Genomic DNA, 22,347 nt, shown 5'->3' on the forward strand with positions numbered 1-22,347 from the left:
GTCGGCATAAAACGCTTCCTCAGGCAGACCGCCTTGCGCCACATAGTCGCGTTTGGCCGAGTCCACCACAATGGGTGCGCCGCAGGCGTACACCTGGTAGCCCGACAAATCCGGAAAGTCTTGCAGTACAGCCTGGTGCACAAAACCGGTGCGGCCCGTCCATTGGTCTTCGGCTTCGGCGTTCGAGATCACTGGCACGTAGCGCAGGTTGGGCATCTCGGCCAGGCGGGCTTGCACCCATTCGGCCATGTAGAGGTCATCCGGGCGGCGGCCGCCCCAATACAGCGTGGCGGGCCGGGTGATGCCTCGGTGTTGCATGTGCTCGATGAGTGCTTTGATGGGTGCAAAACCGGTGCCCGAGGCCAGCAAGACGATCGGCTTGTCACTGTCTTCCCGCAGGTAAAAACTGCCGTAAGGGCCTTCAGCGCGCAGGATGTCTTTTTCCTTCATGGTCGTGAACACCGGGTCGGTGAATTTGCCGCCAGGCATGTGTCGGATGTGCAGCTCTACCGTGGGCGGGGCCACTTCCAGGGTGTGGGGCGCGTTGGCCATGCTGTAACTGCGGCGCGAGCCGTCGCGCAGCAAAAACTCGATGTACTGACCGGCGTGGAACTTCATCACATCGTTGGCGGGCAGTTGCAATTTCATCACGATCACATCGTGTGATTTTTTCTCGAGGCTGACCACGCGTACCGGCATTTTCTTGACGGGCAGGCTGCCTTCTGCCGTGACCTGACGAGATTCCAGCACCACATCGCTTTGGGCAGTGGCGCAGCAGGTCAGCACCAGGCCTTGGGCTTCTTCCTCGTCGCTCAGGGCTTTGGACTGGTGCGGGCCATGCACCACAGTGCCCGAGACCTTCTTGCACTTGCACGACCCGCACGCGCCGTCCTTGCAGCCATAAGGCAGTCCTATGCCTTGGCGAATGCCCGCGGCCAGCAGGGTTTCGTTGTTGTCGGCTGTGAAGCTGCGGCCGCTGGGCAGCACTGAAATTTGGAAGCTCATCTTTTCGGTATCCTTGAGGGCTTGACTGTGACCCGGAACCCCTGATTTTGCCCTCAAACCAAACCCCCTTGGGCGCACTGCCTGCCCGCTTCCGTCGCCAGCGTGTCCTGATCGTGGGCTGCGGCGATGTGGGCTTGCGCACCGCAGGCCAATTGGGCGCCCCTAAAAGCCAGCGGGTACGGCTGTTGGCGCTGACCTCTTCTCCCGAACGCGTGCGTTTGTTGCGCGCCTGTGGCATCACCCCCTTGCAAGGCAATCTGGACGATGCGGCCAGTTTGCGGCGCCTGGCGGGCATCGCGCACCGTGTCATCCACCTGGCACCACCGCCGAGCGACCGCCGTGGTCAGTCCGAAAGCGATCCGCGCAGCCTGGCCTTGGTGCGCGCCTTGCGTTTGCGTACGCTGCCGCAAACGCTGGTTTATGGTTCTACCACCGGTGTTTATGGCGATTGTGCAGGCAAGCGGGTCGATGAAACATGGCCCGTGAAACCCCACACGCCTCGTGCGCAACGCCGGGTCGATGCTGAAAAACTGATGCGATTTTTGGGGCGCAGCGGGGTGCGGGTCAGTGTGCTGCGCATCCCCGGCATCTATGCACCCGACCGAGCAGGCGGCACGCCGCGTGAGCGCTTGCTCAAAGGCACACCGGTGCTGGTGGCGAAAGAAGATGTTTACACCAACCACATCCATGCCAACGATCTGGCGCGGGCTTGTGCTGCTGCCTTATGGCGGGGCAAGCCGCAGCGCGTGGTGAATGTGACAGACGACACCGATCTGAAAATGGGCGATTACTTTGATTTGGCGGCGGATTTGTATGGCTTGCCCAAGCCGCCCCGCATGGCTCGAAGTGATGCCAATACAGCGCTGCCCTTGATGTTGCTGAGCTTCATGAACGAGTCACGCCGTCTGGACAACACCCGCATGAAGCAAGAGCTGAAGATACGGTTGCGCTACCCGCATGTGAGAAACGGCTTGAGCCCTCAAGGCCAGTTGCTTTGATGCGACACACGGAAAAACCGAGATGAATGCCCAACGCATCGACAAATGGCTCTGGGCCGCACGTTTCTTCAAAACCCGCAGCATTGCCAGCGATGAAATCGGCAAAAACCGTGTGCAGGTCAATGGTCTGGATGCGAAAGCCTCGCGTGAGGTCAAAGCCGGTGACACCGTGCGTTTGCGACAAGGCGCGGTCGAGCGCACGGTACTGGTGCTGGGCCTGAGCGGGCTGCGGGGCCCGGCACCTGCGGCCCAATTGCTTTACGAAGAAACTCCTGAAAGTATCCAGTCAAGGCAAAAAGCCGCCGAAATGAACCGCTTGGCGCGCGAGCCGGCCCTCAGCATCGAGCAGGGGCGCCCCACCAAGCGCGACCGCAGGCTGATTGAGCGTGCCTGGGATGACCGATGGAGTGCAGGCATCGATTGATGTGCCCAAAAGGCGCAAGACAATCAGGCATTGACAGGCAGCGTTTAAACCACCGTGATCTTGCCCGCCGCATCCCTGGCACGTTGCAATGCGTTGGGGCCTTTGGCCAAGGCCACAGCCATGCGACGGTAAGGCCGCATGCTGGGTTTGCCAAAGATGCGAACATCCACACCCGGCTCAGACAAAGCGCCGGCTACCCCCGTAAATTGCGGGTTGGTGCCATCTTTGTCGGCCAGCACCACGGCACTGGCGCCTTCCACGCAGTCGATTTGTGGAATAGGCAGGCCCAAAATAGCGCGGGCGTGCAAATCAAATTCGCTCAGGTTTTGGCTGACCAGTGTGACCATGCCGGTGTCGTGCGGGCGGGGGCTCAATTCGCTGAAAATAACCTCGTCTTGGGTGACGAAAAACTCCACGCCAAACAGCCCCGCTCCGCCCAGATCGGTGGTGACTTTTTCGGCCATCTCTTGTGCAGCCTTCAGGTAGGCCGGCTTCATGGCTTGTGGTTGCCAGCTGTACTGGTAGTCACCCCGTTCCTGAACGTGACCGATGGGCTCACAAAACAGGGTCGGGCCTTTGCGCTGGCGCACGGTGAGCAGGGTAATTTCAAACTCGAAGTGAATGAACTCTTCAGCAATGACTTTCTGGCGGTCGCCGCGCATTCCGGCGCAGGCGAATTCCCAGCAGTGCTGGATGTCGGCAGGCGTTTTGGCCACGCTCTGACCTTTGCCCGATGAGCTCATCACCGGCTTGATAACGACCGGAAAGCCGATCTCTGTGGCCTTGACCAAAAGCTCAGCGGCCGATTCTGCATAGCTGAATTTGGCGGTACGCACACCCAGCCCCACGGCTACATCGCGGATGCGGTCACGGTTCATGGTCAGGTTGGCCGCGCGGGCGCTGGGGATCACTTCAAAGCCTTCTTTTTCCACCTCAAGCAGCACCTCGGTGCGGATGGCCTCGATCTCGGGGACGATCAAGTCAGGCTGGTATTTGGCAATGGCGGCACGCAGTGGCGCTTCGTCGAGCATGCTGAAGACGCAAAACTCGTCGGCCACCTGCATCGCGGGTGCGCCCGCATAGCTGTCGCAGGCGATCACGTGGCATCCCAAACGCTTGGCGCTGATGACGAATTCTTTGCCGAGTTCACCAGAGCCCAATAGGAGGATTTTTTTCATGTGGTCAATTGGAGGTTAAATTATTTTGACCCAAGGGGCCTTGTTTCAATGCGGCTTGTCGCTCGCTCAATACCTGTCGGTGTTGCCACCGAGTGACTGCAATACGCCGAGCCAGAAGGAGGCTCTTTCTGCATGAGGGTCAGGATCAAGGGCGCCACTGGCACCGGCATAGACGGCAGTTTGCACCATCACGATGCCGCTTGCTGGCTGCACAAAAACAGTTTGGCCATGTATGCCTTGCACTTTGTCCAAGGCTGACCAGGAGCCCACCCGTTGAGTCATTTGCATGACGCCGCCACCTGAACTGATGGGGTAGCCCAGGCTTTTGCCCAATGCTTCTTCGTCGGGCTCGGCATGTGCCAATGGCAAGCACATCAGCACGCTCAACATCAGCCATCGGCAGCGACAGGACGCAAAAAAAGTGTGCAGGACGGGCATGGTTTTGTTCTTCAAGCGTTTTTGAAGTCGGTGTAAAGCTTGCCCATTTGAGCGGACGTCAAGCGGTTACCGTGCTGGCTGACCACAGCTGCCGCAGTCCGGTTGGCCAATGCAGCCGCCTCGATCGGTGTGTGGTCATGGGTGATGCCGTACAGGAAGGTGCCGGCAAACATGTCACCGGCACCGTTGGTGTCGATGGCTTGGGTGGGCACGGCGGGCACATCGGTTCGGCTTTGGCCCTGGATGACGATGCAGCCTTTGGGGCCTCGTGTCAGGCACACGGTTTTGGCCAAAGGGGCCAGTTGGCCGATGATGGCGTCCAGGTCGCTGGTGCCGCACCAGGTTTGGGCCTCTTCTTCGTTGGCAAACAAGTAGTCCAGGCCATCACCCACCATGGCATCGAGCCCTGCCTTGCAGAAGTTGATCATGCTGACATCGCTGAGGGTGAGGGCGGTGGCCACCTGATGCGCTTGAGCGATCTGGCGGCCCTGAATGGCGGCCTCCAGCCCGGTGGGTGATGCGGCCAGATAGCCTTCCATGTAATAGATTTTGGACTTGGCGATGTCGTGCGGGTGCAAAGCGCTGCTGTCGAGCTGAGAGGTGGCGCCCAGAAAGGTGCACATGCTTCGTTCGGCATCAGGTGTGACCAGCACCATGCAACTGCCCGTCTGGCCTTCGGCGGGCTGAGTGTGGGTCAGGTTGGTGGCGACATCGTTGGCTTGCAGGTCTTGCGTATAGAAGGCACCCAGCTCGTCATCGGCGACGCGGCAAGAGTAAAACGCTTTGCCACCCAACTGGGCCAGGGCCACCACGGTGTTGCCGGCAGAGCCACCGCCCGTGCGGCGGGCATGCAGGCCTTGCACATGGGTGAGCAGTTCCGCGCGTTGCGGGGTGTCGATCAGCGTCATGTGCCGCTTGCTCACCCCCATGCTGCTGAGCAGTGCATCAGAAACTTCGTACTCGGTGTCGACCAGGGCGTTGCCGATGGCGTAAAGGTGGTAATGAGACATGGCTGTTGTGGTGGGACAAAACACAGGATTTTAGCGGTTGCGCCCCTTTTACGGGTACGGCTTCATGGTCGACGGGAACCATTGCAAACGTATGCCTGGATCACATCAAGCCTTGCTCAGCCATTGAAAAAGCCTGCCCTTGTCCCACGATGATGTGGTCCAGCACGCGCACATCGACCAGTGCCAGCGAGGCTTTCAGGGTTTGGGTGAGGTGCTCGTCGGCGCGGCTTGGTTGTACCGAGCCGCTGGGGTGGTTGTGCGAAAGCACCACAGCCGCGGCCTGGTGGTGCAGGGCACGCATGACGACTTCTCGGGGGTAGACGCTGGTTTGGCTGAGGGTACCCCGAAAGAGCTCTTCCATCGCCAACATGCGGTTTTGGTTATCCAGAAACAGCACGGCGAAGACTTCGTGATTTTTATGGGCCAGTTGCAATTGCAAGTAGTGCTTGACGGCGTCAGGGGTATGAAAGGCCTCACGCTCTTGCAAGCGCTGGCTCAGAGCCCTGCGGGCCACTTCGAACACGGCCAGCAGTTCGGCTTGCTTGGCGGGCCCCAGGCCTTTGACCAATCGCAGCGATGCAGCGGTCGCGTGCAAAAGCCCTGCGATGCCTCCCGGGGCCAGCAATTCCTCAGACAGTTGGAAGACGTTTTTGCCCGCCATGCCCGTGCGCAGCAAGATGGCCAGCAACTCGACATCGCTCAAGGCTTGGGGTCCTCTGGCAAGCAATTTTTCGCGCGGGCGCGCACCGACAGGCAAGTCCTTGATGCTCATCTGAAGCCCCTCCCTGGAGCAGCCGTCGGTCCTGTTTGCCCCTTTTGCGGGTCGGGTTGGCCGGGCTTTTTACAATAATGTCTTCTTTATGCCTGTTTGGCCGCGTTTGCGGCATTCCAGAAAACCCTTATGTCCATTGTCGAACCCGGTTCTTTTTTGACGCTTCACTACCGCCTGGCAGGGCCGCAGGGAGACATCATCAACACTTTCAACGAAAAACCTGCCACCTTGTCTCTGGGTGCCGGCACCTTGACCCCTGCCTTGGAGCAGCGTTTGCTGGGCATGGCCGAGGGCACAAGCGCGGTGATGGACATCCCTGCTGGAGAGGCGTTTGGCGACCACAATCCAGACATGCACCAATGGGTGGCGCGCAAACTGCTGAATGAACTGGGCGATCCGATGGAAAAATACGCTGCGGGTGATGTGGTTCAATTCCCCACGCCCGATGGCTTGGGTGCTTATGCTGGCACGGTGTTGCAGGTGAACGGCGAGGGGGCCGTGTTGTTTGACTTCAACCACCCTCTGGCGGGCCAGCCCGTGACTTTCGAGGTTGAACTGATTGGGGTGTTGTGATGACGTCTGAAGTGCTGTTGGCCGAACCCCGTGGCTTTTGCGCCGGGGTGGACCGTGCGATCGAAATCGTGGAACACGCGCTGGCCAAGTTTGGCAAGCCGATTTATGTGCGCCATGAAATCGTGCACAACACCTACGTGGTCGATGACCTCAAGCGCAAGGGTGCGATTTTTATCGAAGAATTGGCCGATGTGCCACCGGGTGCGACGCTCATTTTCAGTGCCCATGGCGTAAGCCGTGCAACCCATGACGAAGCCAAGGCGCGCGGTTTTCGCATCTTTGATGCGACCTGTCCCTTGGTGACCAAGGTGCATGTCGAGTTGGCCAAGCTGCACAAAGAGGGCTACGAGTTCATCATGATCGGCCACAAGGGCCACCCCGAGGTGGAAGGCACCATGGGACAACTCGACAGCGGCATCCACCTCGTGGAAGACATCCACGACGTGGGCAAAGTCCAGCCTGCCCAAACCGACTTATTGGCGGTGGTGACGCAAACCACCCTGAGTGTGGACGATGCGGCTGAAATCGTGGCGGCAGTCAAAGCGCGCTTTCCGCAGGTGCGTGAGCCCAAGCAGCAAGACATTTGCTATGCCACCCAAAACCGGCAAGATGCCGTCAAGTTGATGAGCCCTCTGGTGGACGTGGTGATTGTGGTGGGTAGCCCAACGAGCTCCAACAGCAACCGTTTGCGCGAATTGGCCGATCGCCTGGGCACGCCCGCCTACATGGTGGACAGCGCGGTCGACCTGAATCCATCCTGGTTTGAAGGGATGCAAAAAGTGGGCCTGACTGCAGGCGCTTCTGCCCCGGATGTGCTGGTGCAAGAGGTGATTCAGCGCCTGCGTGGCTTGGGCGTTGTGTCGGTGCGTACATTGGATGGCATTCAGGAGACGATCAAGTTTCCGCTGCCTAAAGGCTTGAGGCGCTGATTTCCAAGCCTGCTTTGGGCTGAGTCGCTGGGCCAAGCTCTGAGCTTCTTGATGACTGGATTGACCCGACATCCCGGCTGTTCAGGGTCACTACAATGACGCCATGCTTGATATTGTTCTTCTCCGCAAAGATCTGGACGCAGCCGTGGCGCGTTTGCAGACCCGTAAAAATCCCCAGGCTTTCCTCAACGTAGAGGCTTTCCGAGTTTTGGAGGGCGAGCGCAAAACGCTGCAAACCCGTACCGAAGAACTGCAAAGTCAGCGCAATAATTTGTCCAAGCAAATTGGCATGCTCAAGGGCAAAGGCCAGCACGCAGATGCCGAATTGGTGATGGCGCAGGTTGGTGCCATCAAGGACGAGCTGGACACCTCGGCCCGGAGACTGGACGTTATCCAGTCCGAATTGCAAAATTTGCTGCTGGCCGTGCCGAATTTGCCGCACGAGTCCGTGCCGGTGGGTGTCGACGAAAGCGGCAACGTCGAAGTGCGACGCTGGGGTACAGTGCCCAGCTTTGACTTCGACATCAAGGACCATGTGGACATCGGTCAAAAGTTGGGTCTCGATTTTGAAACTGGGACCAAGCTGACCGGTTCACGTTTCACCTTCATGCGCGGCCCGATGGCCCGTTTGCACCGTGCTCTGGCGCAATTCATGCTGGATGTGCAGACCAGTGAGCATGGTTATACCGAGTGCTACACGCCTTACATCGTGAACGCTGACACCCTTCGTGGTACAGGCCAGTTGCCCAAGTTCGAGGCCGACCTTTTTGCGGTCAACAAGGGTGGGCAAGAAGGCGAAGAAGCCCAGGCCTTGTACTTGATTCCCACCTCTGAAGTCACGCTGACCAACCTAGTGCGTGACGAGGTGCTTGCTGAAAATGATTTGCCGATCAAGCTGACGGCGCACACGCCTTGTTTCCGGTCTGAAGCGGGCAGTGGCGGACGCGATGTGCGTGGCCTGATTCGCCAGCACCAGTTCGACAAGGTGGAGATGGTTCAGATCGTGCACCCTGAGCAAAGTTACGCAGCACTCGAGGCCATGACCGGCCATGCCGAGGCCATTTTGCAAAAGCTGGGCTTGCCCTACCGCGTCATGAGCCTGTGCACCGGTGACATGGGTTTTGGCGCAAGCAAGACCTATGACCTGGAGGTTTGGGTGCCTGCACAAAACACATTCCGTGAGATCAGCTCGGTGTCCAACTGCGAGGCTTTTCAGGCCCGTCGCCTGCAAGCACGCTTCAAGAATGCACAGGGGAAAAACGAATTGGTGCATACGCTGAATGGCTCGGGATTAGCCGTGGGCCGTGCGCTGGTGGCCGTACTGGAAAATTACCAGAACGCAGATGGTTCGGTCACCGTGCCCCACGTGTTGCGCCCTTACATGGGTGGCTTGACGCTGTTGAGCGTTTGAAATCCATACTTACCCTCACTGGGAGAGCTCTTTTGAATAACATGCAGTCCGTGTTTTGTGCGGTGTTGGTCAGCGTTGGCTTGTTGGGTTGCGCCAGCAACAGACATTCGCCTTCTGTTGGTGTGGACTTGGATGGCAAGGTTCAGAGTACTCTGCAGTTATTAGGGCAGTTACCTTTGCCTCCAGGGGCAATCATCCGGGCTGATCAGTCCTTGATCATTGGTGCGGGAGACAACTGGGTGGGTCGGGTCGTGTTGGATGTGGGGCGCGATTTTGACGCCGCATACAGATTCTTCCTAGAGACTTACCCTGCGCAGGGCTGGGCAGTGGTTTCAGCCGTGCGTGGTAAGAACAGCTTCATGGTCATGACGCGCCAAGAACGTACGGCCACAATAGAGATGATGGATGGGGGCATGCTTGGCAGCAGCTTCTCAATGACTATGGCCCCGCGCAATGCAGCGGTGTTGATGCCCAAGAAACCCTGAGTCGCTCTGCTAGAATTGAGCCTTCGACAGAACCTAGGAGGGGTGGCAGAGTGGTCGAATGTACCTGACTCGAAATCAGGCGTAGTGGCAACACTACCGAGGGTTCGAATCCCTCCTCCTCCGCCAATAGCCCCTATTAGGGGCTATTTTTTCGTCTTTTATGGGGGATCTTCCCCCATAGCTTCACTCTTAAGTTCGATACGGCATGTTGCATCCCATTTCATCCGAGTGCACAGTGTTTTGGTGGTACTGAAGGGGGAACCAATATGCCCAAGCTCGCCAAAGCCCTGTCCGCTTTGGAAATCAAACGCCTGACCTAACCCGGCCTGCACGCTGTCGGCACGGTCGCTGGGTTGCGTTTATTCGTTAAAGACTCTGGCGCCAGATCTTGGGTGCTGCGCACCATGGTCGGCACTCGCCGCGCCGAATTGGGTCTAGGTTGCTATCCCACCGCGTCCCTGTCCCAGGCCCTTGAATACGCCCGGGAGGCCTTGCAGCAAATTTGCTCCGGTGTGGACCCGGCTGCTCAGCGCCGAGCACAACGCGTCACCCTGGAGTGGACCTTTGAGCGCACCGCCCTGGCCTCAATCGAGGTCTACCGCGCCGGCTGGGAAAACGCCAAACACGGCTTGCAGTGGGAGAGAACCCTCAAGGCCTACGCTTACCCGGTCTTTGGGCAAAAGCATGTGCGCCTGCAATGCGGGCAAAGCCTACCTAGCAGGCCAGAATGGTGTCTCTGGCTAACAAAACCATGCAAGAACACCTCCTAAATCTCACATTGCGCAAAAGTAGTCCGACTCACGGGGCCAGGCTCTGAATTTTGCTAGTTATTCAGCGTTGCCCTAAGTCCTTTTCGCCTATGGAAGGGACTTGTCACCGCGGCGTGCGCCTTGGCGATGCTAAAGCCCACGCACACAGCTTCAAGCCCCACTGACATCATTTGGCGGCGATTCAGGCAAATCTAGCGTTCCTGATTGCGTCTATCTAGCGATTTAATTGCCGGATAGGAGTGCGGGAGCTTGAATCAAATCACGCGCAAGCATTGCTGCGCAGCTGATCCCGTCCAGAACCTTCAGTCCAAGCAGTGCCTGCAAACCCGGTGCATAGCCGCAAAGTACTGCGCCCGCCAGCACAAAGCCGCCGGCTCCCTGAGTCACCAGCAGGCGAGCTTCCTGGGCCAACGCATGCAGGATTTCATCGGGGCAAGCGTGCGGCGCCAGGTTAAAGGCCTGTGGCAGGTCTGGCGCCCGCACTCCTGCCAGACGTTCATGCAGGCCAATTGCTTTGACATGAGCCTCGTACAGCGGCCCCATCTGCTGTCCCAGGGTGAGCACCCCAAAGCGCCGGGTAATCGCACACGCCATGAGGCATGCCGACTCCGTCATCCCCAGAACAGGCATGCCTGGTAAAGCCTTGCGTAGACGTTCAACGCCGCAATCCAGTGAAATACCGACAATAACAGCGTCGTGCCCAAGTGTTTGGCGCGAGGCCATTTCCACCACCCTCTCGGCTGCGGCTTGTACTTCGTGGGGCTGGGTGATGGCCGCGGGTGCGTCCCGTGCCGTGAGGGTTGTGAGATGGTCCGCTGGCGCCAACACCTTGCGGGCCGACAAGGCAAGCCGCTCGGTGATCGCCGTGGACGAGTTTGGATTGACCAGCAGCAAGCGCATGACCTGCTAGCCTTTGAAGACCGCTTCGAGATCGACCTCGGCCGACTGGCTGTCCAGCTTGAGACTGTGCTCGATGTGCTCCAGGTGGGCCAACATGAGTTTGCTGGCCTTGGCCACATCGCGCTTGGCAATGGCATCAATGATCTCTGTGTGCTCGTCAGCACGGCAACTCATGGCCGTCGGGGCGTCATAAAGGAAGATGATGAGGCAGGTGAGCGTGCTCAACTCGCGCATGGTGCGCATGTAGGCTGAGTTCCCGGCCAGGTCTGCCACCAGCTGGTGGAATTCCCCTGAGAGGCGCACTACTGCACGCCTGTCGTTTTTGTCTCTGGCAGCCTGTTCGAGTTGCTGGTGTTGGCGAAGTCGCTCTACTTTTTCGGGGGTCAAGTGGGTAATCAGCCGCTGGAGGACCGCAGGCTCCAGCACCCGCCGCGCCTCGAACACATCCATTGCCTGCTCTGGTGTCGGCTTGGCCACGAATGCGCCGCGCTGCGGAAACAAATCAACGACCTGCTCGTGGGCCAGCCGGGCCAGGATTTCCCTGATGCGTGCCCGGCTCACGTTGAAGATGCTGGCTAAGCGGTCTTCACCCAACTTGGTGCCTGGAGGCAGTCGATGCTCCAGGATGGTGACGTAGATTTTTTCGTAGATCTCATCATTGGCCGTCTCCCGCACCGATGGATGAGGTGGGGTTTCCTGGGCTCTTTTTGGCATCGGGGTTAGGTTCAGGTGAGAGTGTTTAAAAGAAAGCCCGTGAATTTTACAGATGCAGGGGTGTGTCAGGTCTGGCTCAGCGCCAGCCATATAACTGGCCCCAGCCTTCGATTTTTTCGGGTGGCAGACCTGTTGCGCGCAGCATTCCCCAGATGGTGGTGCTGACGGTGTCCAGCAGTGGAATACCCGTGTCACGCTCCAGCGGAGCGGCCAGTTGGGCGGCGCGAAGGTTGGTGCAGTAGGTGGCAATGGCCTCGGGCTTGGCCAAGGCCACTTCCCGGACCAGATCGTTCAGCCGGAAGGGCTCCACCAGAGCGAACTCATGGTTGACGCTGATGCCCATGTGCCTGTCTGCCACCACATCCACGCCGATGGCCTTGTAGTTGTCGATGATGCGCTGATGCACATCGGTCAGGTAAGGCGTCACCAGCCCCAGTGTGCGGATGTTGCGCAGGCGCAGCAGGTCATTGAGCGCCAGCACCGCCGTGGTGGCGACGATGCCAGTGCGCTCCCGGATACGTTCGACCAGGCGCATGTCGGTATCAAAACCCCGCCAGCCTGCGGCAGTCCCGCTCCAGCCAATGACATCGACATGCGCGTCGGCTAGCAACTCGGCGGCGGCAAGAATTTTGCTGTCGTCGAATTGGCCCAAGGCCTGCGCCTGAAGCGAAATCTCGGTCACCTTGAAGCGGGAAAAGTGCACGCTAACCCCTTCCAGCCCGGCCACGATGGCCGAGGTCAAGGGCTCTAGGGCCGTGTTGGATGAAGGGGTAAGTACACCCAGGCGAACAGGTTGAGACATGGACGCTCCATGAACAGGGGAATGAATGCCCAAAGGGCATGAGGAGGCTGAATGCTGACAATCAAATATTAAATTGTCAACATTAGAGTAAACACCTAAAAACTGTCGGGCTTTTTAGGTCACAATAAAAACCTTCCAAACATTCCGAAGAAAACGGATTTCCCCCTCAAATCATGCCTCCAAGACCTGAAATGATGCCTCTCATTGATGGTTATATTGTTAACACCATCTTCAACAATGGCTGCTTGGCACTGTACGGATTCAGCGAAAGGGTGCACGCATGAGCGAAGTCTTTGCTTTTGACCTGGTCATCGGCATGCGCGAGATAGTGGCCAGTGCTTGGCCGTTTATCGCCTTGATGTATGGCGTGCTTATTGCACGCATGTTGTTCCCTCCCTTGGTCACTGCCTTGCCGCGTGCCATGGGTTATTGATGTCGTCGTTCGCAAGTAAAACCTGAACCAAGGAGTTGATATGAAAGCTTTCACAAACCCTGTGTCCCGTCTGTTGCTGTCCATCCTCGCCGCCTCCTGCCTGCAGGCAGCGACCGGCTTGGCCGTGGCCCAGGAACGTATTTCTCTCAAGGTGATCGGTCAACCCACCGCCACCGGCCTGATCCAGCGCAACAAGGAAAAGCCCTTCTTTGAAGAGTTTTCCAAGCGCACGGGCCTGCCCGTGGATGCGGAATACAAGCCGGTGGACCAACTGGGCATCAAGGACACCGAGCAGCTGCGCCTGCTCAAGGCAGGTCTGTTTGACGTGGCCTCGCTGCGCGTGTCCCAGAACTCGCGCGATGAACCCACCCTGCTGGGGCTCGACCTGGTGGGCGCAGCGCCTGAGTACGAAGCGGCCCGCAAAGGCTACGAGGCCTATTTCTCAACGCTCGATGAACGATTGCAGAAAAACTTCCAGGTCAAGCTGCTTGGCGCCTGGCCATTCGGCCCCCAGATTCTTTTCTGCAAAAAGCCCGTGACGCAACTGGCCGACCTCAAAGGACTGAAGGTGCGCGTGTATGACCAGAACCTGGCCAAATTCATTGAATCCGTAGGCGCCACACCGGTGCCTTTGGGCTTCACCGAGGTGCACCAGGCCCTGTCCCTGGGAGTGGTCGATTGCGGCATTACCGGGCCTAGCTCGGCCAATTCCGCCAACTGGGCCGAGGTGGCAACCCACCAGTACCCCTTGGGCGTGCAGATGGCTTTTAACGCCTACGTCATCACCCTCAAGGCGTGGAACCGCATGAAGCCGGACCAGCAAGTCAAGATGCAAGCCGCATTCAAGTCGCTCACCGATGACATCTGGGTCTATTCCAAAGAACTCACCCAGGACGCCCTCAATTGCAACGCCGGCCGCGAGCCCTGTGTGAACGGCAAGAAATTTTCCCTGATCGAAACCGCCGTCAAGCCGGCTGATGCAGCAACCGTAAGGAGCGCCGTGGCGCGCATCTCGGTGCCCACCTGGGCAGAGATTTGCGACAAATCGAACCCCGGCTGCTCGGCCACGTGGAAGAAGACCGTGGGCAAGGCCCTGGGCATTGAGTAAAACCTGATGGCGCGGCCTTCCTGGGCGGGCCGCGCCGCACTACGGACACATCATGAAAAATTCAATTGAACGGTGGTTAAGCCTGGCCTTTGGGCTCATCTTTTTGGCGCTCTCCCTGGTGGTGGCCCTGGAGACCATCATGCGCAAGGTCTTCAACACCTCCTTGCAAGGGGCTGACGAACTGGGTGGCTATTCGCTGGCCATTGGGTCGACACTCGCCTTCAGCCTGGCATTGCTGGGTCGAACCCATATCCGGGTTGATGTGTTTCATGAGCATTTCCCGGCTGTGATGCGCCGTTTTATGGATACGCTTTCTTCGGTCCTGATGACAGGATTTGCCGTGTTGATGGCCGTACTCGCCTGGTATGTGCTCGAAGACTCGCGCTCATATCAAAGCGTCGCTCAGACCCCCTGGGCCACCCCTTTGGCGTACCCCCAGACAGTCTGGTTTCTGGCGCTGGCCATGTTCGCCCTGGTGGGCTTGGGCATGACCGCAAGGGCGCTGGTCCTGTGGGTCCAGGGCAGTCCGACACTTGAACGCGAGTTCGGCCCCCGTTCGACCAAGGAAGAAGTCGACGAAGAGTTGCAAGACCTCAAGGCTCGTAAAACTGAAGGAGCCTCATCATGAGCGTCACGCCCGTCATCATTGCTTTTTTTGCCATGCTGTTCATGATGCTGCTTGGCCTGCCGATTGCCGTCTCCATGGCGGCAGTGGGTATTGTGGGCGGTCTGCTGGCCTACGGCATGCCCTTCATCAACTCCATTGCCCCTGTTGTCTGGGGCGTGCACAACGACAACCTGCTCACCTCTGTGCCCCTGTTCATCCTGATGGGAGAGTTGCTGCTGCGCAGCGGCATTGCCGACCGCATGTTTGGCGCGCTGGCCGCATGGCTGGGGCGCCTGCCGGGCGGCCTGCTGCACACCAACATCGGCTGCAGCGCCCTGTTTGCAGCAACCTCCGGTTCTTCAGTGGCCACGGCCGCAACCATCGGCACGGTGGCGTTGCCTTCGCTTCATCGCAGGGGCTATTCCATGCGTTCATCGCTCGGCTCCATTGCCGCTGGCGGAACCCTGGGCATCCTGATTCCGCCGTCGGTCAACATGATTGTCTACGGCTCACTCACAGACACCTCCATCGGGAAACTGTTCATCGCAGGCATCATTCCAGGACTGTTGCTGACGGGCTGCTTCATGCTGTACATCGCGCTGAACGCGATATTCAGCGGCAATGCCATCAAGGAAGAAAAGGTGCCACTGGCCGTACGCATCAGCCTGCTGCGTGACCTGGTCCCACCTGCCACCGTGTTCTTCATCGTCATGGGCAGCCTGTACACGGGCGTCGCCACGACCACAGAGTCGGCTGCACTCGGCGTGGTGGCCGCCTTGTTCTTTGCATGGCGCAGCGGCAAGCTCAATCTGGCCTTGCTAGAAAACTGCTTCACGCAGACGGCCAAGACGACCGGCATGATCCTGCTCATCATTACCGCCGCTTTCATTCTGAACTTGGCGGTCAGTCTCACGGGTGTGGCTGAGGCCATGACCAAATGGGTCACGAGTTTCGGTTTTACACCGACGCAGATGCTGCTGATACTGATTGCTTTCTACTTTGTGCTGGGCATGTTCATGGATGTGCTGTCCATGATGGTGGCCACCATCCCAATCACCTTCCCCATCATCGTGGCCATGGGCATTGACCCCGTGTGGTTCGGCATCTTCATCGTGCTCATGTGCGAGCTGGGTTTGATCACACCGCCAGTGGGCATGAACCTTTTCGTGGTCCACGGCATCCGGCCCGACCGCGGCTCCATCAGGGACGCCATGCTCGGTGCCGTGCCTTACGCCATCATCATGATTTTGTTCACCCTGATGCTGATAGCGTTTCCAGCCGTGGCGACCTGGTTGCCATCCAAGATGTGAGGGCGTGTCGATGAGTCTTGATCTGCTGTGGCAGTGGAGCGCCACCGAATTGAGCGAAGCCTACCGGAGTGGCTCCACAGACCCGGTGCAGGCAGCGCAAGCTTGCTTGCAGCGCATGGATGCGGTCAACCCCGGACTCAATGCGGTCATCCTGCGCCGTGACGAGCAGGTGCTGCATGAAGCCCGGGAGTCGGCCCAGCGCTGGCGCCTGGGCCAACCCCTGTCCGTGCTGGACGGCATTCCCATCACGGTCAAGGACAGTCTCTTCATGGCGGGCTACCCGACCACCTGGGGCTGCCTGGGACTCGCCGGCCAAACCAATGTGCGCGATGAACTGGCCGTGGCCCGCGCACGGGCAGGTGGGGCGCTGGTGTTGGGAAAGACCAATGTCTCTGAATTCGCACTTGAAGGCTACACCGACAACCCGGTCTTCGGCCCCACAGGCAACCCCTGGGCTCCCGCGCTGACCCCCGGAGGGTCCAGCGGCGGTGCGGTCTCTGCGGTGGCTTCGGGCATGGGGCCATTGGCGATTGGTCAGGACGGTGGAGGCTCCATTCGCCGCCCTGCCTGCCACGCAGGCGTGGTAGGCCTCAAGCCTTCGCTGTCGGCCTGGCCACGTGAACACACGCTGCCCAGCTTGCTGCTGGACTTTGAAGTCATCGGGCCCATTGGCCGCACGGTGAGCGATGTGCAGATGATGTTCCGTGCCTTGCGCGGCCCGGCCGACGTGGACCGTTCGTCTATGGCCGCCGCCTGGGCAGCGCAGCGCTGCGGCGAACAGGCCGGCAAGCCCATGAAGGTGCTGTACGTCGAGCGTCTGGGCGCTGCACCGCTGGACCCCGAGGTCGCCGCCAGTGTTCGCCAGGCTGTGACGCAGCTGCAGCGCCTGGGTCACAACGTGCAAGAGGCTGAGCTGCCCTTAGACCTCGCATTTTTTAACCAGGCCTGGCCACAAATTGGCCAGATTGGTCTGGCTCACCTGTTTGAGCGCCATCCCGAATTGCAGGCACAGGCCAGTGACAAGTTCAAGGTGCTGGCCGAGATGGGCCGAGCCGTGCCGGCCCAGCGTCTCTGGGAAATCCTGGAGCAGGTGCGCGCCCTCAGGCAGCAAAGCGCCCGGCTTTTTTCAGAGTGGGACCTTGTCGTCATGCCCAGCGCTGCGGCACTGCCATGGCCGGCCACGCAGCCTTACCCGTCACACATCGATGGACAGGAAGTAGGGCCCCGCGGCCATGCCATCTACACCGGCTGGGTCAATGCCGCGGGGCTGCCCGCCCTGGCCTTGCCCACCGGATTCTCCGCCTCGGGTTGCCCCATCGGCATGCAGATAGTGGCCGGTTACGGCGGCGACGAGCAGCTATTGCAACTCGGTCTGGCCTATGAGCAAGCCGCTCCTTGGGCACAGCACTGGCCCAACCTTTAATCCCAAGCCCTGCCACCCTCTTGACACCATGCAGTTGACCTCTACCGACCATTCACCCGCTCCCACCACTGCGCGCCGCATGGAGAACGAACAAGGGCGTGAAGCCGGACTTCGCTGGCCTGGCGGGGCGGGACTTGCCGTGTCTTTTGTTCTGAACATCGAAGAAGGTGGTGAGTTTTCGTTGACCGCTGGAGATGCTCGCAACGAAAGCGTGCACGAAGTCGTCAATGAAATTGTTGGGGCACCGGACTACTGCATGGAAACCCATTTTGAGTACGGCATGCGCGTGGGCTACGCCCGGGTGGTGGAGCGCTTTGCCAAGCACGGCTGGCCGCTCACGCTCAACGTCTGCGGCCGCGCACTGCAGCAGTCGCCCTGGATTGCGGAGGATGCGCAGGCCCGCGGGTTCGAGATGTGCGCGCACGGCTGGCGCTGGGAATCCCCCGCCCTCATGAGCGAGGTTGAGGAGCGTACAGCCATTACAAAAACAGTGCAAACCATTGAACAGATTGGCGGCCGCGCCCCCGCAGGCTGGCACAGCAAATCCTCGCGCTCAGTGCGCACCCGCGAACTGCTGTTTGAGCATCCAGGGTTTTTCTACGACAGTGATGACTACGGCGGCGACATCCCGTACCTGCTGAAGCGGCCAGATGGCCAGCCCCATGTGGTGCTCCCCTACGCCTTCGACACCAACGACATGCGTTTTTTCGACAAGGCCAGCTTTGTCCAGGGACGCGACTTTGGTGATTACGTCATTGAAGCCGTTAATGTGCTGCGGCAAGAAGCGGCGCAAGTGCCGCGCATGCTCACCATTGGCCTGCACACACGAATCATTGGCCGACCTGGACGAATCCACGGCCTGGACATGATTCTGGATGAGCTGGCAAAGCACCCGCAACAGGTCTGGGTTGCCCGCAGGGAAGACATTGCGCGTCATTGGCTTACACACGCTAAGAGCTGACTTTATTGAATATGCGCAGTGCAGGGGGCTGTCATCCCCCTATGTCAAATGAATTCCGCGTTGGTTGTAGAGCTTCACCCGTCAATCACCTCGTCCATGGCCCGCTTGGGTGTCTGGGATTTTCTACCGTGTCCGCGACCCACTTTTCGCCAACCCTGGAAGCTTTACGCAGGGGCGCTGTCCCCGCAGTCACCCTTTCGGCTCATTGAAACCTTCATCCTCTACCCAGCCAGCGTTGACTTAAATTCGTGACTATCGAGCTGGCTTCCCAATGCGTCTGTGGTTGCCAAGGTAGGGTTCTGCCATGCGTTAGTCGGCCAACAATCCGTGCGCCGGGCCCTGCAATACACAGCGTCCTTGATCCATGATTTAGCCCCTACTGGCTGATCTGCAGCGCCTGTAGAGCACGCTGCTCCACCATGAGCACCGCAACACCTGATGCGGGCAGCTTTTGTGCCATGTCAAACACTTACCCCACCAGCGATGGCGCCAGCGCCGCAATGGGCTCGTCTGGCACCATGATGCGTGGCGACGGCATGAGGGCGTGGGCAAAGGCCAGTTGCTGGCGGGCTGCAGCAAGCCCTCCAGCAGCGCTGGGAACACGGCAAGTACCTCGTCCATGCGCCGCTTGCTGGCCGAGGCCGAGTCGGCAAGGTCCGGACTTCGCTTCATCCATCTCTCACAGCACGACAAGACTGTGTAGTTTCTCAAATCAGAACAGATCAAGCAGTACAACGTCCTTCGCGGCTATGCCGACGATCCGTGTAAGGATATTCCCGTTGGTCATAATCCAATGATTTACAGGCGACACATGGGGTGCAGCTGACTGCTCCTAGCCAATTACGGTCCAGATGAGTAAGCACGTCGAATGATCGCAATCAGCCTAAATCAAAGATTGATGCCATCACCGTATCGTCCGCTTCTGGCCGGTGGCGGTCAGCCATCGGACCTGGGCTGATGACAGTAATCGCAGCACAACCAATTACTTAACTGGAGCGGTCTAAATCAGGCTGGGCACTGGTCAATGGATGCCCAAAAGATCCTCGAGGTGGTTAGGTGGTTAAGGTGGTTATATTTCGGCCCGCAGAAAACAATGCATAGGCCAAATCATTTTTGACACATAAGCGGTCATGCCAGTGCATGTTGTCTCTACCCATAGCTTTCTGAACTTGGCTGAATGACCGCGCTAATAAGACGAGTTGCAGCGCTTTGACCGGCCCTTATTTACGGGCCGTCTCCACAAACTCGGCAGCTTTTTTGGAGAAGTGCACCGCTTGCGCGGCAAAGGCTACCGCCTTTTTGGAGGCCTCTGCGGTTGTCACTTTTCACCATATAGAGTCCAATCCGTTTTCGGCATATAGGAGCCAGTGCGTTTTCGGCACTTAGAGGTCAGCTGAATTTCGCCACATAGGAGCTAGTCCTAGGCGCTCAACAGACATCTCGAACCCGGCCATCTTCGTTACCTTCTGAACCTTTTTTTTCAGGTGTGATGGATGGGCCGCAGAAAGATCGAGATGCATGAATTCTGAAACGTCCTCATCCGTTTGCGCGCGGGCGACCTTAGGTGTGGTCGCTTTAGCAATTTCTGGAAGCGCAACACCCCTATTCCATGGACGCCAAAGCCATGGAGGTTTTCCACTGGCGACATGGCGTATTGGTCTTGACCCCGAATTGGGCATTCAGATGAATGAGCAGGCAGTTGAAGCAGAAGTGGCACGCATGCGAGCTGATCCAATCAAGCGGCAAAAGTTTTTGAAAATGATGACGCGCTGCCGCGATCCGATGGGCATTTACAGCGATGGAGGGTGCATCGACGCTAGCCGAGAATTTCCCCGTCAATTGAAAAGCATTGTTCTGCTATGAAAATTTCCGACTCTTGCCAGTTGACTCTTTGACCAGTCTGAATGGGCTAGCAACCCTATAACCATGTTGGCGCAGTTGGACCATAGTCGCTTTAAGCTGGGACACTTAGAAGATGGTTATTTTTTGTTGGTGGTCGTGGGGGTGCAGCACGTTTTTTGATTCACCTCATCGCATGAACAATCACTATGAAGCAGCCTATCTCACTGGCGCGGTCATTCGACCCGGTCCATATTGCTACGGCTTAAGACAATCTGCACCAGCACGATGCCCTGTGCGTCAAAAACGATTTGGCTTGTGCAAAAATTTTTATTGGCCGGAAATTAACCACCTTAACCACTTAACCACCTCGAGGGGGTAGGGGGTGTACATCCCTGGAGGCATTTGACGTTAGACCGCAGTGGATCCTTCGTTTTATTGCTACCCCATAACTGGCCACAGATGAAAAGTATCTTCACCTGAGTCGGTTGGATTCATTGTTCGTGCGTTGTGAACGGGGTTTATTACCCGCCGGGTCCAGCCCCTGCCGGCGTGGTGTCGGATTATCCAGTGACTGGCGTGGGCGCATGGACGCCATACTCCTGGGCGATTTGATGGATGGTCTTCATCCCGCCGAGCGCCATCAGTCCCACCTTGGCCTTCAACTCCGGCGGATAAACTCTGCTTTTTTTGATTCAGTCATTGGTAACCCTTTTCTTTGGACAGTGTCCCACTTAAACACCTGTCCAAAATTCAGGGTCCACTTCAATCTAGTCATGATAATTTTTGACTTTGACGGATTCAGGTGGACCTTAAAGTTTCGACTTTGAAAGAAGTAATTGCTGGCTTGATCAGCATTCCAAGGCCCATAGCCGTTCCAAGCAAAACTGCTGAAATCATGTAGGCCAATTCATAAGTGCCTGTTGTGTCAACAGCCCAGGCCGCAATCAGGGGGCCAACTACACCACTGATTCCCCATGCGAGATACAGTACGCCGTAGTTTGTTCCGTAATTCTTCATCCCCCATTTATCTGCAGTTATGGAGGGAAAAACGGACATGAGCGATCCGTAGGAAAGTCCTGCGATAACGGTGCCAAGAGCGATCAGTGGCAGGTTTGTGAAATGTATGAACGCCAACATATTGATCAATTGAGTGCTGAACACGAAGAGCATCGTATTTCTTCTGCCAATTTTGTCTGAAAGGATCCCACCACCTACGCGTCCCGTGGCATTGCTGACTGCCAGCAGCGAAACAATTAAGGCTACATCTTGCATGCCCGCTTGCACTGATGCGATCGAAGCCAGATGGCCAATCATCATGACACCTGCCGATGAGGAGAACGCAAACATGATCCAAAGCAAGTAGAACTCTTTAGTTTTGACAATTTTTTGCCAATTCAAGTCGTTGCTCTTTTGCGGTGGTGTTTTTGTGTGCGACATCACGCTGTTTTTTGGCGGATTGGCCATGAACGTGGCTGGAGGGTTATCCATCATCATCGTCATTGGAAAAGCAACCAGCAAAACTCCTATGCCCAAAATCAGGAATGTCTCTGAAATACCAAAAACTGAAATGAGTTTTCCTGTTAATGGTGCAAGATAAACAGCAGCAAGGCCAAAGCCACCAACCGTGATGCCGCTGACCATCCCTTTCTTGGTGTGGTGAAACCATTTCATGCAGCACGGCGTTATGCAAGCGTAGGTGAAGCCAATTCCTGTCGCCACGCCGATTCCAAAAGTAAACATCATGCCCAATGGACTTGTGACAAAACTGGATGCCATTAATCCTGTACCAACCATTGCAACCCCCAGCTGAATCAAGCGTTTGGGACCGAATCGGTCTTGCAGCATGCCGGCCAGAAGCAGAGCTATAGCCCATACTATGATGCCGACTGTGTATGGAATATTCGCTTCTGAATGGGTCCAGCCCCATTGGCTGACTATCGATTTTTTGATGACACTCCATGCGTAAATCACACCAATGCTGAGATTGATGCACGTGCCTGCTATGAGCGTTTTTTGCCCCGTTGTGATGTTGATCATTTTTGCCAATCAGGCGAAGTAAGCGGTCAAGCGAAAAGTCCAGAAGCCGGGCTTGACCGGTTTAGATTTAAGGGACGTTTTTTCGTGAAGCAACCAGGGCGGTCATGTTCAGCACCCGGCGCACCGTGGCCGCAGGGGTCAGGATGTGCGCGGTGTGGGCGGCCCCCATCAGGATGGGGCCCACGGTCACACCGCCACTGGTGGTGGTTTTCATGAC

Annotated in this window: 25 protein-coding genes and 1 tRNA gene; 15 read left to right on the forward strand and 11 right to left on the reverse strand. The window is 57.8% G+C overall.

Annotated features, from left to right (window positions below; translation table 11 throughout):
* A partial coding sequence (locus ACIQ3A_RS08585) for a CDP-6-deoxy-delta-3,4-glucoseen reductase (protein ID WP_396431323.1) occupies positions 1 to 1,005 on the reverse strand: 1,005 nt, incomplete at its 3' end.
* A 47-nt stretch (positions 1,006 to 1,052) separates the two neighbouring features.
* On the opposite strand from ACIQ3A_RS08585, the gene ACIQ3A_RS08590 reads away from it, so the two are divergent.
* Positions 1,053 to 2,003: an SDR family oxidoreductase gene (locus ACIQ3A_RS08590; RefSeq protein ID WP_396431324.1), complete on the forward strand. Its 951-nt coding sequence runs from the start codon at positions 1,053 to 1,055 to the stop codon at positions 2,001 to 2,003.
* Positions 2,004 to 2,025: 22 nt separating this feature from the next.
* Complete coding sequence (locus ACIQ3A_RS08595; RefSeq protein WP_396431325.1) at positions 2,026 to 2,427, forward strand: RNA-binding S4 domain-containing protein; 402 nt, start codon at positions 2,026 to 2,028, stop codon at positions 2,425 to 2,427.
* 44 nt (positions 2,428 to 2,471) lie between these two features.
* On the opposite strand, the gene purT is transcribed toward ACIQ3A_RS08595, so the two are convergent.
* The 4 genes from purT to radC form a co-directional block, all read right to left on the reverse strand.
* On the reverse strand, positions 2,472 to 3,605 hold the full coding sequence (gene purT, locus ACIQ3A_RS08600) for a formate-dependent phosphoribosylglycinamide formyltransferase (RefSeq protein ID WP_396431326.1): 1,134 nt from the start codon (positions 3,603 to 3,605) through the stop codon (positions 2,472 to 2,474).
* A gap of 66 nt (positions 3,606 to 3,671) precedes the next feature.
* Positions 3,672 to 4,043, reverse strand: a complete 372-nt coding sequence (locus tag ACIQ3A_RS08605) for a hypothetical protein (protein ID WP_396431327.1) — start codon at positions 4,041 to 4,043, stop codon at positions 3,672 to 3,674.
* Between the two features lie 11 nt (positions 4,044 to 4,054).
* Entirely contained in the window at positions 4,055 to 5,053 is a 999-nt protein-coding gene (locus tag ACIQ3A_RS08610; protein ID WP_396431328.1) for an adenosine kinase, read from the reverse strand.
* A gap of 100 nt (positions 5,054 to 5,153) precedes the next feature.
* A complete protein-coding gene (gene radC, locus ACIQ3A_RS08615; protein ID WP_396431329.1) occupies positions 5,154 to 5,825 on the reverse strand; it encodes a DNA repair protein RadC in 672 nt (223 codons plus the stop codon).
* A gap of 129 nt (positions 5,826 to 5,954) precedes the next feature.
* Between radC and ACIQ3A_RS08620 the strand changes: the two genes are divergently transcribed.
* The 6 genes from ACIQ3A_RS08620 (at position 5,955) to ACIQ3A_RS08645 (ending at position 9,993) form a co-directional block, all read left to right on the forward strand.
* Positions 5,955 to 6,398, forward strand: a complete 444-nt coding sequence (locus ACIQ3A_RS08620) for a peptidylprolyl isomerase (RefSeq protein WP_396431330.1) — start codon at positions 5,955 to 5,957, stop codon at positions 6,396 to 6,398.
* Positions 6,398 to 7,327: a 4-hydroxy-3-methylbut-2-enyl diphosphate reductase gene (ispH, locus tag ACIQ3A_RS08625; protein ID WP_396431331.1), complete on the forward strand. Its 930-nt coding sequence runs from the start codon at positions 6,398 to 6,400 to the stop codon at positions 7,325 to 7,327. The genes ACIQ3A_RS08620 and ispH overlap by 1 nt, the downstream gene beginning before the upstream one ends.
* 103 nt (positions 7,328 to 7,430) lie before the next feature.
* Complete coding sequence (gene serS / locus ACIQ3A_RS08630; protein ID WP_396431332.1) at positions 7,431 to 8,738, forward strand: serine--tRNA ligase; 1,308 nt, start codon at positions 7,431 to 7,433, stop codon at positions 8,736 to 8,738.
* Between the two features lie 32 nt (positions 8,739 to 8,770).
* Positions 8,771 to 9,223 carry a hypothetical protein gene (locus ACIQ3A_RS08635; RefSeq protein ID WP_396431333.1) on the forward strand — a complete coding sequence of 151 codons (453 nt, stop codon included), beginning with the start codon at positions 8,771 to 8,773 and terminating at the stop codon, positions 9,221 to 9,223.
* 36 nt (positions 9,224 to 9,259) lie between these two features.
* Positions 9,260 to 9,349: transfer RNA gene (locus ACIQ3A_RS08640), tRNA-Ser, on the forward strand.
* 227 nt (positions 9,350 to 9,576) lie between these two features.
* Positions 9,577 to 9,993 carry an Arm DNA-binding domain-containing protein gene (locus ACIQ3A_RS08645; RefSeq protein WP_396431334.1) on the forward strand — a complete coding sequence of 139 codons (417 nt, stop codon included), beginning with the start codon at positions 9,577 to 9,579 and terminating at the stop codon, positions 9,991 to 9,993.
* Positions 9,994 to 10,215: 222 nt separating this feature from the next.
* Here the strand turns inward: ACIQ3A_RS08645 and ACIQ3A_RS08650 are convergent, their stop codons facing one another.
* The 3 genes from ACIQ3A_RS08650 to ACIQ3A_RS08660 form a co-directional block, all read right to left on the reverse strand.
* Complete coding sequence (locus tag ACIQ3A_RS08650) at positions 10,216 to 10,893, reverse strand: aspartate/glutamate racemase family protein (RefSeq protein ID WP_396431335.1); 678 nt, start codon at positions 10,891 to 10,893, stop codon at positions 10,216 to 10,218.
* 6 nt (positions 10,894 to 10,899) lie between these two features.
* Positions 10,900 to 11,607 carry a GntR family transcriptional regulator gene (locus ACIQ3A_RS08655; RefSeq protein ID WP_396431336.1) on the reverse strand — a complete coding sequence of 236 codons (708 nt, stop codon included), beginning with the start codon at positions 11,605 to 11,607 and terminating at the stop codon, positions 10,900 to 10,902.
* Between the two features lie 76 nt (positions 11,608 to 11,683).
* A complete protein-coding gene (locus ACIQ3A_RS08660) occupies positions 11,684 to 12,409 on the reverse strand; it encodes an aspartate/glutamate racemase family protein (protein ID WP_396431337.1) in 726 nt (241 codons plus the stop codon).
* 280 nt (positions 12,410 to 12,689) lie between these two features.
* On the opposite strand from ACIQ3A_RS08660, the gene ACIQ3A_RS08665 reads away from it, so the two are divergent.
* The 6 genes from ACIQ3A_RS08665 to ACIQ3A_RS08690 are packed head-to-tail and all read left to right on the forward strand — an operon-like array spanning position 12,690 to position 18,251.
* Entirely contained in the window at positions 12,690 to 12,842 is a 153-nt protein-coding gene (locus ACIQ3A_RS08665) for a hypothetical protein (protein WP_396431338.1), read from the forward strand.
* Positions 12,843 to 12,882: 40 nt separating this feature from the next.
* Entirely contained in the window at positions 12,883 to 13,950 is a 1,068-nt protein-coding gene (locus tag ACIQ3A_RS08670) for a TRAP transporter substrate-binding protein (RefSeq protein WP_396431339.1), read from the forward strand.
* A gap of 52 nt (positions 13,951 to 14,002) precedes the next feature.
* Positions 14,003 to 14,578, forward strand: coding sequence for a TRAP transporter small permease subunit (locus ACIQ3A_RS08675; RefSeq protein WP_396431340.1), 576 nt, complete (start codon positions 14,003 to 14,005; stop codon positions 14,576 to 14,578).
* Entirely contained in the window at positions 14,575 to 15,867 is a 1,293-nt protein-coding gene (locus ACIQ3A_RS08680) for a TRAP transporter large permease (protein ID WP_396431341.1), read from the forward strand. Before ACIQ3A_RS08675 ends, ACIQ3A_RS08680 begins: the two co-directional genes overlap by 4 nt.
* Before the next feature lie 10 nt (positions 15,868 to 15,877).
* Positions 15,878 to 17,290, forward strand: coding sequence for an amidase (locus ACIQ3A_RS08685; protein ID WP_396431342.1), 1,413 nt, complete (start codon positions 15,878 to 15,880; stop codon positions 17,288 to 17,290).
* A gap of 28 nt (positions 17,291 to 17,318) precedes the next feature.
* Complete coding sequence (locus ACIQ3A_RS08690) at positions 17,319 to 18,251, forward strand: polysaccharide deacetylase family protein (RefSeq protein WP_396431343.1); 933 nt, start codon at positions 17,319 to 17,321, stop codon at positions 18,249 to 18,251.
* A 469-nt stretch (positions 18,252 to 18,720) separates the two neighbouring features.
* Here ACIQ3A_RS08690 and ACIQ3A_RS08695 read toward each other — a convergent pair whose 3' ends face one another.
* Positions 18,721 to 18,927, reverse strand: coding sequence for a hypothetical protein (locus tag ACIQ3A_RS08695; RefSeq protein WP_396431344.1), 207 nt, complete (start codon positions 18,925 to 18,927; stop codon positions 18,721 to 18,723).
* Positions 18,928 to 19,769: 842 nt separating this feature from the next.
* Between ACIQ3A_RS08695 and ACIQ3A_RS08700 the strand changes: the two genes are divergently transcribed.
* Positions 19,770 to 20,114, forward strand: coding sequence for a hypothetical protein (locus tag ACIQ3A_RS08700; protein ID WP_396431345.1), 345 nt, complete (start codon positions 19,770 to 19,772; stop codon positions 20,112 to 20,114).
* A 777-nt stretch (positions 20,115 to 20,891) separates the two neighbouring features.
* Here ACIQ3A_RS08700 and ACIQ3A_RS08705 read toward each other — a convergent pair.
* Together ACIQ3A_RS08705 and ACIQ3A_RS08710 are read right to left on the reverse strand one after the other, a co-directional pair.
* The gene (locus ACIQ3A_RS08705; RefSeq protein WP_396431346.1) at positions 20,892 to 22,130 is read right to left on the reverse strand and encodes an OFA family MFS transporter; all 1,239 of its coding nucleotides are present in this window, start codon (positions 22,128 to 22,130) and stop codon (positions 20,892 to 20,894) included.
* Positions 22,131 to 22,197: 67 nt separating this feature from the next.
* Positions 22,198 to 22,347 (reverse strand): phosphate acyltransferase (locus tag ACIQ3A_RS08710; protein WP_396431347.1); only part of this gene is annotated, 150 nt, incomplete at its 5' end.

The organism is Limnohabitans sp. (assembly GCF_044361985.1).
In the GTDB taxonomy this organism is placed as follows: Bacteria; Pseudomonadota; Gammaproteobacteria; order Burkholderiales; family Burkholderiaceae_C; genus Limnohabitans_A.